The following is a 13,055-nucleotide window of genomic DNA, read 5'->3' as shown; positions in this document are numbered from 1 at the left end:
GGGAGGTGCGGCCGGGGCGGGGTGCGCGCCAGGGTGAGCGCCGGCCTGCAACCGCCTCGACCAGTTACGGCTCCTGAGCGACTCCGCAGTGCATCCCGCGGCCCGGCAGCCGGCCGCCCGGAGGCCTGCCCGTAGAATCACCCGCATGGAGGCCGAGTGAGTTCGATGCGTCGGCGCGACCTCACCCCCTCCGATCGTCCCCGCCCCCGGCGCGCGGTCCCGCAGCTGCTCCGCTCCGCCGGTGCAGCTGTGCTCTCGATCGCGCTCCTCGGCGGTGCGCTCCCCGTCGCGGCGAGCGCCGCTGAGCCCACGGCTCTCGAGTCCGGGCAGGCCACCGTCACCGCCACGGTGGGCGCGGCGAACGACGGCGTCCTCCTCCCCGGCGAGGACCTCCAATTGGCGGTCTCCGTGCGCAACGGCACCACCGAGTCCATCGACGGCGCGCGGGTCGAGGTCGCGATCGACGAGGACATCCTCGACTCGCGGGCCGAGCTCGCCGAGTGGCTCGACGGCGAGGCGGAGGACGAGGGCACGAGCACCGGCGACGGCGCCGACGTGCGACTGCTGCCCTCCAGCTCGGCCCAGGTCGGCGTGACCGTGCCCGCGGCCGACCTCCCCTTCTCGACCGACTCGATCCGCGATCCCGAGGCCTTCGGCACGCACACCGTCTCGGTGACCGTCACCAGCCCCGGCGGAACGGTCGCGACGGCCCGCGGCGTCGTCGAGCTCTCGACCGGCTTCCCGAGCGAGCAGGAGACCGGTGTCAGCGTCCTCGTGCCGCTCACCGTGCCCGACACCGCCGACGGCCTGCTCTCGGCCGAGACGCTGCAGGACTACACCCAGACCACCGGCACGCTCTCGCGCCAGCTCGACAGCGTCGACGGCCGCGCCGTGACCATCGGTGTGGATCCGCGCATCCTCGCGTCGATCCGCGTCCTCGGCGACTCGGCACCGGAGTCGGCGACCGCCTGGCTCGAGCGCCTCGAGGCGGTGCCCAACGAGGTCTTCGCCCTCCCCTACGCCGACGCGGACGTGGCCGCCCAGGCCCAGTCCGGCCTGTCCACCCTCCTGGCGCCGACCTCGTTCGAGTACGCGCTCGATCCTGCTCTCTTCGCACCGACGAGCACGGCGACGCCGACGCCGACGGCCGTTCCCGACGACACGACCGCCCTCCCCGACCGCCCGACGGCCGAGTCGCTCCTCGCGTTCGACTGGTCGCCGACGGTCGGCAGCATCGCCTGGCCCGACGACGGCACCGTCCGCGCCGCGGATCTCGGCGTCTATGCCACGACCGGCATGAACCGCACCGTCGTGTCCTCCGCCAACCTCGCACTGCCGGAGGACGTCACGACGACCACCCGGGCCGCCGTCGACGGCCACGACCTGATCATCGCCGACAGCGCCCTCTCGACCGCCTTCGACGCGGCCGTCAGCTCCGGCACCGACTCCGAGTGGCGCGCGCGCATGGCCGACCTCACCGCCGACCTCGCGCAGGTCCAGCGCGAGGACGAGTCGCCGTCCGTGATCCTGGCGCTCGACCGCGGCGCCGCCATCGACGGTGTCCGGCTCTCGCAGACCCTTCAGGCCGTCGACGCGCTGCCGTGGGCGGAGGGGACCTCGCTCGCCGCCGCCCTCACCGCGGCGCCGACCGAGGACGCGACCGTCGTCGACAGCCCGGAGTCGGAGCAGCGCCTCGAGGGCGTCTCGGACCTCCTCACCGCGGCCGCCCGCGTCGAGTCCTTCTCCGCCGTCCTCACCGACCCGCAGCTGCTCAGCGGCAAGCGCCGCAACGACCTCCTCGCCCTGCTCGCCGTCACCTGGCGCGAGGACCCGACCGGTTGGCAGGGAGCGGTCGCCGCGAGCCGCGAGCAGGCCGACACCACGCTCTCCTCCGTCGCGATCGAGAGCTCCGACAGCGTCACGCAGCTCTCCCGCGATTCGAGCATCCCGGTCTACGTCCGCAACGACCTGCCCTGGCCCGTGACGGTCCGGATCCAGGCCTCGACCTCCAACGCGGTCCTCGACATCGACGAGTCCTCGGTCGAGCCCACGGCGATCGACGCCCGCTCGCAGGGCCGCGTCCTCATCCCGGTGAAGGCCCGCGTCGGCAACGGCGAGACCGAGCTCCGCATGCAGCTGACGGCCCAGGACGGCACGCCCATCGGCGCTCCTACCGGCATCGTCACCAACGTCCGCGCCGACTGGGAGACCGTCGGCACCCTCGGCGTCGGCATCCTCCTGGTCCTCGTCTTCGGCGCGGGCATCCTCCGCAACATCCGCCGGCGCCGCCGCGGCGACACCCCCGAGGAGGACGAGGAGGACCCGAACGCCCCGCTCGCCGTCCAGCCGGGCCTCGACGACGACCGAACGGATCCCCGTGGCTAGCTTCTCCCTCGGTCGCGCGAGCGCCGTCCTCGCCTCCGGCACGATGGTCTCGCGGGTCCTCGGCTTCGTGATGTCGCTGGTCTTCACCCAGACCATCGGCCTCGTCGGCCAGGGCGCCGACGCCTTCACCGTCGCCAACGGCCTCCCGAACACGATCTACGCGATCATCGCGGGCGGTGCGCTCAACGCGGTGCTCGTCCCGCAGATCGTACGCGCCGGCCTCCAGGCCGACGGCGGCCAGCGCTACATCAACAAGCTGCTGACCCTCGCGCTGCTCGTCCTCCTCGGCGCCGCGGTGATCGCGACGCTCGCCGCACCCCTGCTGATCCAGCTGAACGCCTCGCAGTACGGGCCGGAGCAGACCCGCCTCGCCGTCACCTTCGCCTACTGGTGCCTGCCGCAGGTCTTCTTCTACGGGCTGTACACGATCCTCGGCGAGGTGCTCAATGCGCGCGGCTCCTTCGGGCCGTTCACCTGGACGCCGGTCGTCAACAACGTCGTCGCCATCGGCGGGCTCCTCGCCTTCCAGAACCTCTTCGGCTCGGACGGCCGCGGGGAGCGCCTCGCGACGCAGTGGACGCCCGAGATGATCGCGGTGCTGGCGGGCTCGGCGACCCTCGGAGTGGCGCTGCAGGCGAGCCTGCTCGTCTTCTTCTGGAAGCGGGTCGGCCTGCGCTACCGTCCCGACTTCAGCGTCCGCGGGGTCGGCCTCGGTCGCGCCGGGCGGATCGCGATCTGGACCTTCGCGACCCTGCTCCTGACCGTCGCCGCCGGCTTCATCGAGAACAACACGGTCAGCGGCCCCTCCGGCGAGGACGCCTCGGCGACGGCGCTGCAGAAGGCGTGGCTCGTCTTCATGCTCCCGCACTCGGTGATCGCCGTCTCGATCGCGACCGCGTACTACACGAAGATGAGCGGCCACGCCTCGCGCAACGAGATGAAGGACTTCCGGAGCGACATCTCGACCTCCGTCCGGGTCGTGGGGCTGTTCCTCTTCTTCGCCGCGGCGGCGCTCGTCGTCTGCGCCCGGTCGTTCGCGACGATCTTCGCCCCCTCGGATCCCGAAGCCGCTGCGCAGATGGCCTTCATCATCACCGCCTACGTGATCGTGCTGCCGCTGTTCTCGACACTCGCGATCGTCCAGCGCGGGTTCTACGCCCTGAACGACGGCCGCTCGCCGTTCCTGTACACGCTGGTGCAGACGGCGATCATCGTCATCGGCTGCGGGATCGCCTTCCTCCTGCCGAACTCGTCGACGGCGGTCTTCGTCGCGCTGTCGATCTCGGTCGGCGTCGCCGTGCAGGCGCTGATGGCCTGCGTCATGCTCCGCCGGAGACTGGGCGGCTCGGGTGGGAGGCGCGTGGTCCGCCGGTTCGCGATCTACGCCGTCACCACCCTGCCGGCCATGGGCGCCGGCGTCCTGGTGATGCTCGCCCTCTCCCGCGCGGACGGCTATCCGTCCGCGGGTGTGCTGGAGGCCCTGATCTCGATGGTGATCACCGGCGTCGTGATGGCGGTCGTCTACTTCGGCGTCCTCTGGGTCCTGCGCGTCCCCGAGCTGCGGGCGATGGCCGCGCCGTTCCTCCGCCGCCTCGGGCGCTGACGACCGCTGACGCACACTGACGGGCCCTGTGCGTCGATGAGACCCGCTGGGACCGGCTGAGGCCCCACGGCGTCCCTGAGAGCCCCCGTCCCGACACTGGGACGTCACCGAAGCGGTGGTGCGCCGGCGGGCGCGACGTGGAAGGGTGGGGGCGTCCTCCGGCAGAGCCGCCTCCCCCTCCTCCCTCCCGCCGACCCGGAAGGCGCGATGCGCTCCACCTTCGTCCTGCTCCGCGTGCTCGTCGCGGCCGCCGTCCTCACCGCGACCACGGTGAGCTTCCTCGACTCCCACGCGTTCTGGGTCGAGGCCCGCTTCCGCGACCGCGCGACGCTCACCGCCAACTTCTTCAGCTACATCACCGTCGAGATCTGCCTGCTCGCCGCCGTGGTCCTGCTGATCGGTGCCGTCGTCCTCGCCCGCGGCGCCCTGCCGGAACCCCGCTGGTTCGCCTGGCTGCGCGCCGGGGTCGTCACCTACATGGTCGTGATCGGCGTGGTCTACAACCTGCTGCTGCGCGGCACGGTGGTCACGGGCGCCGGGGCCGGCCAGGAGTGGACCAACGAGGTCATGCACGTCGTCGCGCCGCTCGCGCTCATCCTCGACTGGCTCTTCGCCCCCGGCCGTCGGCGGCTCTCCTGGGCGGTTGTCCCCGCACTGCTGGCCTTCCCCGTCGCCTGGTTCGTCTACACGAGCGTCCGGGCTCCGCTGGTCTACGACCAGATGAAGCACGAGCAGGTCTGGTACCCGTACCCGTTCCTCGATCCGCGCCTCGCCGACCCGCCGATCCTGCCGGGCGGCATGATCGCCGTCGTCTTCTACGTCGCCGCGATGACGGCCGTCTTCGCCTCCGCGGGCTGGCTGACGGTGATGATCTCGCGGCGGTCGATCGGTCAGCGCCGCAGCATCGACCAGGACGCGACGAAAGAGCCGGTCACCGCAGGTTTCTGAGGCTGCCGCCGCCGATCTGCCCCGCGACCCTGACCGCGCGCCGAGTGCCCCCGGCGCCGCGGAATAGGCCCCGCCTAGGATGTGTTGTAGCCCCTGGAGCCCGGGAACGACAGAGCGAGCGGGTCCGGCTCCACGGCCCGGCGATCACCACCGGGTTCGGGCAGTCCCCCCGCTCCGGCACTCCGCCGGAGCAGCCCCCGCTCAGCACAGACCTCGAGGAGTTGCCGTGCGCGACATCGTCATCATCGGATCCGGCCCTGCAGGCTGGACGGCCGCCATCTACGCGGCGCGCGCCGATCTGCACCCGGTGGTCGTCGCCTCGTCCGTCGAGATCGGCGGCGACCTGATGAACACCACCGACGTCGAGAACTTCCCCGGCTTCCCGGACGGCGTCCTCGGCCCGGAGCTGATGACGGCCATGCAGAAGCAGGCCGAAAAGTTCGGCGCGGACACCTTCTACGACGACGTCGTCTCCCTCGACCTCGAGGGCGAGACCAAGACGATCCACCTCGGCTCCGGCGAGAGCATCGAGGCCAAGACCGTCGTCGTCGCCACCGGCTCCGCCTACCGCAAGCTCGGCCTGCACGATGAGGACCGCCTGTCGGGACACGGTGTCTCATGGTGCGCCACCTGCGACGGCTTCTTCTTCAAGGGCAAGACCATCGCCGTCGTCGGCGGCGGCGACTCCGCGATGGAGGAGGCGACCTTCCTCACCAAGTTCGCCGAGAAGGTCTACGTCATCCACCGCAAGGACTCGCTCCGTGCCTCCAAGGTCATGCAGAAGCGCGCCCGCGACAACGAGAAGATCGAGTTCGTCTGGAACACCGAGGTCACCGGCATCACCGGTGAGAACCACGTGAACGGCGTCAAGCTGCGTGACACGGTCGACGGCACCGAGTCGAAGCTCGAGCTCGACGGCCTCTTCATCGCGATCGGCAACGACCCGCGCACCCACATCGTCCACGGCAAGCTCGACCTGACGACCGACGGCACCATCGCCGTCACCGGCCGCTCGTCGCAGACCTCCGTGGCGGGCGTCTTCGCCGCCGGCGACGTCATCGACCCGACCTACCGTCAGGCCGTCACCGCCGCCGCATCGGGCACTGTCGCCGCCCTCGACGCCGAGCACTACCTCGCCGCCCTCACCGATGGCATCGCCAGCACCGAGGGCACTCCGGCCGCCGAGCTCCTCACCCTCTAGCCCTCCCACCACCCGTACTCGAGTCGGCGCCGCCGGCTCACGAAGGAGAAAATCGTCATGTCCACCGCGAAGAGCGTCACCGACGCATCGTTCCAGGCCGATGTCCTCGACTCCGAGAAGACCGTCCTGGTCGACTTCTGGGCCGAGTGGTGCGGTCCCTGCCGCATGGTCGCCCCGATCCTCGACCAGATCTCGGCCGAGCACGGCGACAAGATCGAGATCGTCAAGCTGAACGTCGACGAGAACCCGCAGATCGCCGCGAAGTACCAGATCACCTCGATCCCGGCGATGAAGGTCTACCAGAAGGGCGAGGTCGTCAAGACCGTCATCGGCGCCAAGCCGAAGCCCGCCCTCGAGGCCGACCTGGCCGCGTTCCTCTGAGTTCAGGCCCGCTTTGAGCTCAGGTCCTCCTGAGCCAGGCCCCCCTGTCGAAGCCCCCGTGCCCCTGTGGCGCGGGGGTTTCGTCGTACCCGGTCAGTGTCCGTGTTTCACGTGAAACGGCCGCAGGAGGCAGTCCACGGGCTGCGCAGTGGCGCCCCTCTCCCCCGGCTCCGCTCCGGGCCGCCGAGTAGTCTGGACCGATCCGGCTGACGGTCGGAGACCCCTGTCCATCGAGCGGAGCGACACCACCGTGATCAACGCCGGCACCAATCTCGACCCCTGGTACGACTCCTACGCGGAGCGCACGGCCGGCCTCGCGGCCAGCGAGGTCCGAGCCCTGTTCGCCGTCGCCTCCCGCCCCGAGGTGGTCTCGCTCGCCGGTGGCATGCCGTTCGTCTCCGCCCTCCCCCAGGACCTCGTGACCGACGCCATGGCCACCGTCATGCGCGAGCAGGGCCCGGTCGCGCTGCAGTACGGCTCCGGTCAGGGCGTCCCGGTGCTGCGCGAGCAGATCCTCGAGGTGATGGCGCTCGAGGGCATCTCGGCCAGCGCCGACGACGTCGTCGTCACCACCGGCTCGCAGCACGCCCTCGAGCTGGTCTCGAAGCTGTTCCTCGATCCGGGCGACGTGGTCCTGTCCGAGGGCCCGAGCTACGTCACCGCGATGGTCATCTTCCGCTCCTACCAGGCCGAGATCGAGCACGTCGCGATGGACGAGCACGGCCTGATCCCCGAGGCGCTGCGCGAGCACATCGCGCACGTGCGGGCCGCAGGGAAGCGGATCAAGTTCCTCTACACGATCCCGACCTTCCACAACCCGGCCGGCGTCACGCTGAGCTGGGAGCGCCGCGTCGAGATCCTCGAGATCTGCAAGAGCGAGGGAATCCTCGTCCTCGAGGACAACCCGTACGGCCTGCTCTACTTCGAGGACGTGCCGCCGAAGGCGATGCGCTCCCTCGAGGAGGACGGCGTGATCTACCTCGGCACCTTCTCGAAGACGCTCGCCCCCGGCTTCCGAATCGGCTGGGCGCTGGCGCCGCACGCCATTCGCGAGCGACTGATCCTGGCGAACGAGGCGGCCGTGCTCAGCCCGTCGTCCTTCAGTCAGCTGGTGATCTCGCAGTACCTCTCGACTGCCGACTGGCGAGCGCAGATCGACACCTTCCGCGGTGTCTACCGCGAGCGGAAGGAGGCGATGATCCGCGGACTCGAGACGCACCTCCCCGGCCTGAGCTGGACGAATCCCAACGGCGGCTTCTACGTCTGGGTCACCCTGCCCGCGGAGCTGGACTCGAAGGCCATGCTCCCCCGCGCGGTGAAGGAGCTCGTCGCGTACACGCCGGGAACCGCATTCTTCGGCAACGGCGACGGCCGCCGGAACATCCGGCTGTCGTTCTGCTATCCGACTCCGGAGCGGATCGGCGACGGCATCCGTCGCCTCGCGACCGTCATCAACGGCGAGCTCGACCTGCTGTCCACCTTCGCCGGCACGGGGGCGCGCACGAGTGCCCCGGTCGAGCAGCGTGACGCCGCCCTGCCGCCGCAGATCCTCTGACGGCACGAACCACGAGCACAAAAGGCCAGGTCATGACCTCTTTCTCCAGCGCCGATCTCTCGAGCTCCGAGGAGCCCCTGGACATCGTCGTCATCAGCGGCGGCATCAGTCACGAGCGCGACGTCTCCCTGCGCTCCGGCCGCCGCGTCGCCGACCGCCTGTCCGCGATGGGGCACCGGGTCACGCACCGCGAGCCGGACGCCGGTCTGCTCGCAGCGCTGCTGAAGCAGCGCCCGGACGTCGTGTGGCCGGCCGTGCACGGCGCGAGCGGTGAGGACGGCGCGCTGCTCGGGCTGCTCGAGGCGGCGGGCTTCGCGTACGTCGGCTCGCAGACCGAGGCGGCGCGACTCGCCTGGTTCAAGCCGACGGCGAAGACACTGGTCGCGCGGGCCGGCTTCTCGACGCCCCGCTCGATCACCCTCCCCCGCGAGACGTTCCGCGAGCTCGGCGCCGCGGGCATCCTGGAGCAGGTGCAGTCGCACCTCCCCGGACCGCTCGTGGTGAAGCCCGCGCAGGGCGGGTCCGCACAGGGTGTCAGCATCGTCACCGAGCCCGGTCTGCTGTCCCGTGCGATGGTCGATGCCTACACCTATGGCGAGGTCGCACTGATCGAGCAGCAGGTCCTCGGCACAGAGGTCTCGGTCGGTGTCCTCGACCTCGGCGACGGCCCCTTCGCACTCCCCCCGGTGGAGATCGCGCCGGTCGCCGGCCGCTACACCTTCGAGGCCCGCTACACCGCGGGTGAGACCCGCTTTTACACGCCCGCGCGGCTGCCGGAGGAGACGCTCGCCGAGGTCTCCCGCGTCGCGGTCGCCATCCACAAACTGCTCGGCCTCCGCCACCTCTCCCGCATCGACGTCATCGTCGACCCCGACGGCCTCCCCTGGTTCTTCGACGCGAACGTCCTCCCCGGCATGACCGAGACCTCCCTCATTCCCCAGGCCATCGAGGCCTCCGGCCGCTACCTCGGCGACGTCTACTCGACCCTCGCCCGCCGCGCCCTCCGCCCCTGACCCGTTTCACGTGAAACGGCTCGACAGATCTCCATCGCGTTTCACGTGAAACATCTGCGACACCCCGCCCGCCCTCGTTTCACGTGAAACATCACCGTCTCCCACCCGACTCATGCTGGTCGAGTAACCGCCCCCGGCGGCGTATCGAGACCCACCCACCACCAGCGCCGGTCTCGAAACGGCGCCCCGCACCTACTCGACCAACAAGAGCGAGTTGCCGGCCTTCGAGACTCGTCCCTCCCCACATGCTGGTCGAGTTGCCGCCTCCGGCGGCCTATCGAGACCCACCCGCCACGAGCGTCGGTCTCGATACGGCGCTCCGCGCCTACTCGACTATCAAGAGCGCAGCCCACGCCGACGCCGCCACCAATCGCGTCCGCGATCATGCTGGTCGAGTAACCGCCCCCAGCGGCGCATCGAGACCCCTCGAACAGCCCACGCCCGACAGCGTCGGTCTCGATACGGCGCTCCGCGCCTACTCGACCAGCATGAATGAGATGTCGGCTTCTATGGCCGGCACGACACCATGCTGGTCGAGTAGCCGCCGCCGGCGGCGTATCGAGACCCACCCAAGGCCCTACCTCGGACAGCGTCGATCTCGATACGGCGCTCCGCGCCTACTCGAGCAGCAAGGAGGACGCGCACGACTAGATGATCGGCGCCCCACACCTTGTTGGTCGAGTAGCCGCCGTGGGCGGCGTATCGAGACCCCATACAGTCCCTGCCGTTTCATGTGAAACGGCTCACACCACTACGGCGCCAGCGACACCTCAGTCGGCTCGCCGATCTCGGCGAGGATGCGGTTCAGGTCCTGGATCGAGGCGAAGTCGATGACGACCTGGCCCTTCCGTGCCCCCAGCGTCACCTTGACCCGAGTGTTCAGACGGTCGCCGAGGTGGTCCGCCACCGTCGTGAGATGCCCGGCGTGTCCGCCCTGCTCCTCCTCCGGCTCGCGCGGGGCCGCTTTCGGAGCCTTCATCTGCCCCGCAGCAGCCTCGGCCGCACGGACCGACAGGTCCTCGTTCACGATCTTGTCGGCCAGGCGCCGCATCAGCTCCGGCGTCTCCACCGACAGCACCGCACGCGCGTGCCCCGCACTGAGCACACCCGCCGCGACGCGCGCTTGCACGTCGGCCGGCAGACGCAGCAGCCGGAGCGTGTTCGAGATCTGGGGACGCGACCGCCCGAGCCGGGTCGCCAGCGCCTCCTGCGTGATGCCGAAGTCGCTCAGCAGCTGCTGGTACGCCGACGCCTCCTCCAGCGGGTTGAGCTCAGCCCGGTGCAGGTTCTCCAGGAGCGCGTCCCGGAGCATGTTCTCATCGGCCGTGTCCTTGACCACCGCGGGGATGGTCTTCAGGCCGGCGGCCTTGGAGGCGCGGAAGCGCCGCTCCCCCATCACCAGCTCGTACTTCGCGCCCTTGCGCCCGGTGACCGGCCGCACCACGATCGGCTGCAGCACTCCGAACTCGCGGATGCTGTGCACCAGCTCCGCCAGCTCGTCCTGGTCGAAGACCGACCGGGGTTGCGCGGCGTTCGGCACGATCTCCGACAGCGAGAGCTGCGCGAGCCGCGCCCCGGGGACCTGCAGCAGGTCGTCCTCGGCGTTCGCCGCACCCACCTGATCCGGGAAGAAGACGTCGACGGGCCGCGAGCGGGTGTCGTCGCTGACCGGGATCAGGGCGCCGATGCCTCGGCCGAGTCCTGTGCGCTTGGTCGCCATCAGCGGTCCTCTCCATCGGTGGGTGCAGCAGCGGTCTTTGGAACGCCTCGGCGCGCGATCTCCGCGGCCGCCTCGAGGTAGGCGAGCGAGCCGGAGGACTGCGGGTCGTAGCTGATCACGCTCTGGCCGTACGACGGTGCCTCCGAGATCCGCACGTTGCGCGGGATCACCGCACGCAGCACCTCCTTCGGGAAATGCTCGCGCACATCGGCCGCCACCTGGTTGGACAGGTTCGTCCGGCCGTCGAACATCGTCAGCAGGATCGTCGACACCGCCAGGTTCGGATTCAGGTGCCGCTCGATGAGGTCGATGTTCTTCAGCAGCTGGCTGAGCCCCTCGAGCGCGTAGTACTCGCACTGGATCGGAATCAGCACCTCACGCGCGGCGACGAACGCATTGATCGTGAGGAGACCGAGCGAGGGCGGGCAGTCGATGAAGACGTAGTCGAACGGCTCCGCCATCCCCTTCAGCATCCGGTCCAGTGCTCGACGCAGACGCTGCTCCCGCGCCACGAGCGAGACCAGCTCGATCTCGGCGCCGGCGAGGTGGATCGTCGCGGGCACGCCGTACAGCGAGGCGAACTCCGGGCTCTTCTGCACGACGTCCGCCAGCGGGGTGTCGTTCACGATGACGTCGTAGACGCTCGCCGTCTCGGCGCGGTGCTCGATCCCGAGCGCCGTCGACGCATTCCCCTGCGGGTCGAGGTCGATGACGAGGACCTTCGCGTCGCCGCGTGCCAGGCCGGCCGCGAGGTTGACGGTCGTGGTCGTCTTGCCGACGCCGCCCTTCTGGTTCGAGATGGTGATGACGCGGGTCGTCTCCGGCTTCGGCAGCGGCTGCGCATTCAGCAGCGCCCGCCGACGCGTCATGTCCGCGATCTCGCGGGCGAGGGGAGTCGAGGCATCGAATCCTCCGGTCAGTCCGGCGGGGTCGGATCGTTTCACGTGAAACCTTCGCTCAGCGGGTGGAAGTGGGGCAGCACCGAGGGACCGACGATCGAGGATTCAGGGGATCACGTGCGACGTCGTGGCGATCATCCCACTGTAGCTCGGACGACCCGCGTCACCTCGGAGAGCACGCCGTCGCCGAGCACGACGACCTCGGGCGGAGACAGTCGGAACCGGCGGATCTGCTTCGACGCCGCCTCGATCTCCTTCTCGGCATTGATGCCCTTGAGCAGGACGAGCTCGCCGCCCCGACGCAGCAGCGGCGCTGTCAGCGGGATGAGCTTCGACAGCGCACTCACCGCCCGGGCCGTCACCTGGTCGAGCGGCTCGTCGAGCCGGACCTCCTCCGCGCGAGCCCGAAGAACCGAGACATTCTCGAGTCCGAGCTCCTCGACCTGCTCCTGCAGCCACAGCACGCGGCGCTCCATCGGCTCGATCAGCACGAACCGCACGTCCGGCCGCACGATGCCCAGGACGACGCCCGGAAGGCCGGCACCACTGCCGACATCACCCACGAGCCCCGGACGCAGCAGAGGGGCCACCAGGGCGCTGTTGAGCACGTGCCTCGTCCAGAGGCGCGGCAGCTCGAGCGGTCCGATCAGACCGCGCTCCTCACCCTCCCGGGCGAGTGCTTCGGTGAAGCGCCGGAGGAGCGGCAGCCGCTCCCCCGCGATCGCGACGGCGGCAGCGGGTTCCGGCTCGAGGGTCGGCTCCACGGCGCTCAGCCGCGGGTGATGACGGTGTGGCGCTCGCGGGCCTCGCCGCGGGACTCCGACACGAACCCGCGCTCGCCGACCATGTCGTGCACGAGCTTGCGCTCGTAGGAGGACATCGGGGGCAGCGACGCGGACGTCGCGCCCTCCTCGATGCGCTCGATCGCGCGGTCGACCAGCTGGGCCAGCTCGGCCTCACGGGCGTCGCGGGAGCCGCCGATGTCGAGGATGAGGCGCGAGAAGGCACCCGTCTTCGTCTGCACCGCGAGCCGGGTCAGCTCCTGCAGGGCCTGCACCGCATCCGGGCGCGAGAGCACGCGCAGGTTGGTGTCGCCCGACGCGGTGACCGACAGGTAGGCACGGCCGTTCCGGACCTCGATGTCGATGTCGCCGTCGAGGTCGCAGATGTCGAGGAACTCCTCGATGTAGTCCGCGGCGACGTCGCCCTCCTCCTCGAGCTGCGACAGCGTCGGCGCGGCGCCGTCGTCCGCCGACGGGGCGCGCTGAGCGAGCTCCTCCTCCGCGGGGGCCGCTCCGTCCGAGGGCACCGGGGCGCCGGCGAAGATCTGCGTCGAATCGGTCATGGCGG

11 protein-coding genes are annotated in these 13,055 nt (G+C 70.4%); 7 read left to right on the top strand and 4 right to left on the bottom strand.

The window, feature by feature from the left end:
• Window positions 1-165 precede the first annotated feature (165 nt).
• The 7 genes from HRK28_RS14945 (at window position 166) to HRK28_RS14915 (ending at window position 9,086) form a co-directional block, all read left to right on the top strand.
• The gene (locus HRK28_RS14945) at window positions 166-2,385 is read left to right on the top strand and encodes a DUF6049 family protein (RefSeq protein WP_254304961.1); all 2,220 of its coding nucleotides are present in this window, start codon (window positions 166-168) and stop codon (window positions 2,383-2,385) included.
• The gene (gene murJ / locus HRK28_RS14940; protein WP_367948436.1) at window positions 2,378-3,988 is read left to right on the top strand and encodes a murein biosynthesis integral membrane protein MurJ; all 1,611 of its coding nucleotides are present in this window, start codon (window positions 2,378-2,380) and stop codon (window positions 3,986-3,988) included. The genes HRK28_RS14945 and murJ overlap by 8 nt, the downstream gene beginning before the upstream one ends.
• Window positions 3,989-4,195: 207 nt before the next feature.
• Entirely contained in the window at window positions 4,196-4,936 is a 741-nt protein-coding gene (locus HRK28_RS14935) for a Pr6Pr family membrane protein (RefSeq protein WP_173252169.1), read from the top strand.
• Between the two features lie 226 nt (window positions 4,937-5,162).
• Window positions 5,163-6,137 (top strand): thioredoxin-disulfide reductase, encoded by a 975-nt coding sequence (gene trxB, locus HRK28_RS14930; protein WP_123447268.1) that lies wholly within the window; start codon window positions 5,163-5,165, stop codon window positions 6,135-6,137.
• A gap of 57 nt (window positions 6,138-6,194) precedes the next feature.
• On the top strand, window positions 6,195-6,518 hold the full coding sequence (gene trxA / locus HRK28_RS14925) for a thioredoxin (RefSeq protein WP_123447267.1): 324 nt from the start codon (window positions 6,195-6,197) through the stop codon (window positions 6,516-6,518).
• 253 nt (window positions 6,519-6,771) lie between these two features.
• The gene (locus HRK28_RS14920; protein WP_173252393.1) at window positions 6,772-8,073 is read left to right on the top strand and encodes a PLP-dependent aminotransferase family protein; all 1,302 of its coding nucleotides are present in this window, start codon (window positions 6,772-6,774) and stop codon (window positions 8,071-8,073) included.
• A gap of 32 nt (window positions 8,074-8,105) precedes the next feature.
• Window positions 8,106-9,086, top strand: a complete 981-nt coding sequence (locus HRK28_RS14915; protein ID WP_173252168.1) for a D-alanine--D-alanine ligase — start codon at window positions 8,106-8,108, stop codon at window positions 9,084-9,086.
• 751 nt (window positions 9,087-9,837) lie between these two features.
• Here the strand turns inward: HRK28_RS14915 and HRK28_RS14910 are convergent.
• From HRK28_RS14910 to HRK28_RS14895, 4 genes are all read right to left on the bottom strand, one after another.
• On the bottom strand, window positions 9,838-10,806 hold the full coding sequence (locus HRK28_RS14910; protein WP_173252167.1) for a ParB/RepB/Spo0J family partition protein: 969 nt from the start codon (window positions 10,804-10,806) through the stop codon (window positions 9,838-9,840).
• Window positions 10,806-11,675: a ParA family protein gene (locus tag HRK28_RS14905; RefSeq protein ID WP_160091152.1), complete on the bottom strand. Its 870-nt coding sequence runs from the start codon at window positions 11,673-11,675 to the stop codon at window positions 10,806-10,808. The genes HRK28_RS14910 and HRK28_RS14905 overlap by 1 nt, the downstream gene beginning before the upstream one ends.
• A gap of 164 nt (window positions 11,676-11,839) precedes the next feature.
• Entirely contained in the window at window positions 11,840-12,469 is a 630-nt protein-coding gene (rsmG, locus tag HRK28_RS14900; RefSeq protein WP_173252166.1) for a 16S rRNA (guanine(527)-N(7))-methyltransferase RsmG, read from the bottom strand.
• A gap of 5 nt (window positions 12,470-12,474) precedes the next feature.
• Window positions 12,475-13,050, bottom strand: a complete 576-nt coding sequence (locus HRK28_RS14895; protein ID WP_173252165.1) for a R3H domain-containing nucleic acid-binding protein — start codon at window positions 13,048-13,050, stop codon at window positions 12,475-12,477.
• Window positions 13,051-13,055: the final 5 nt, after the last annotated feature.

Source organism: Rathayibacter sp. VKM Ac-2835, from assembly GCF_013266705.1.
In the GTDB taxonomy this organism is placed as follows: Bacteria; Actinomycetota; Actinomycetes; order Actinomycetales; family Microbacteriaceae; genus Rathayibacter.
Note: the sequence above shows the minus strand (reverse complement) of the source record. Positions and strands in the feature narration are given on the sequence as shown.

Bases quoted from the DNA above. Each gene is read 5' to 3' on its own strand.
- HRK28_RS14895 (WP_173252165.1), bottom strand. From the start codon at position 13,050: ATGACCGATTCGACGCAGATCTTCGCCGGCGCCCCGGTGCCCTCGGAC.
- HRK28_RS14915 (WP_173252168.1), top strand. From the start codon at position 8,106: ATGACCTCTTTCTCCAGCGCCGATCTCTCGAGCTCCGAGGAGCCCCTG.
- trxA (WP_123447267.1), top strand. From the start codon at position 6,195: ATGTCCACCGCGAAGAGCGTCACCGACGCATCGTTCCAGGCCGATGTC.
- HRK28_RS14910 (WP_173252167.1), bottom strand. From the start codon at position 10,806: ATGGCGACCAAGCGCACAGGACTCGGCCGAGGCATCGGCGCCCTGATC.
- HRK28_RS14945 (WP_254304961.1), top strand. From the start codon at position 166: ATGCGTCGGCGCGACCTCACCCCCTCCGATCGTCCCCGCCCCCGGCGC.
- HRK28_RS14935 (WP_173252169.1), top strand. From the start codon at position 4,196: ATGCGCTCCACCTTCGTCCTGCTCCGCGTGCTCGTCGCGGCCGCCGTC.
- HRK28_RS14905 (WP_160091152.1), bottom strand. From the start codon at position 11,675: ATGACGCGTCGGCGGGCGCTGCTGAATGCGCAGCCGCTGCCGAAGCCG.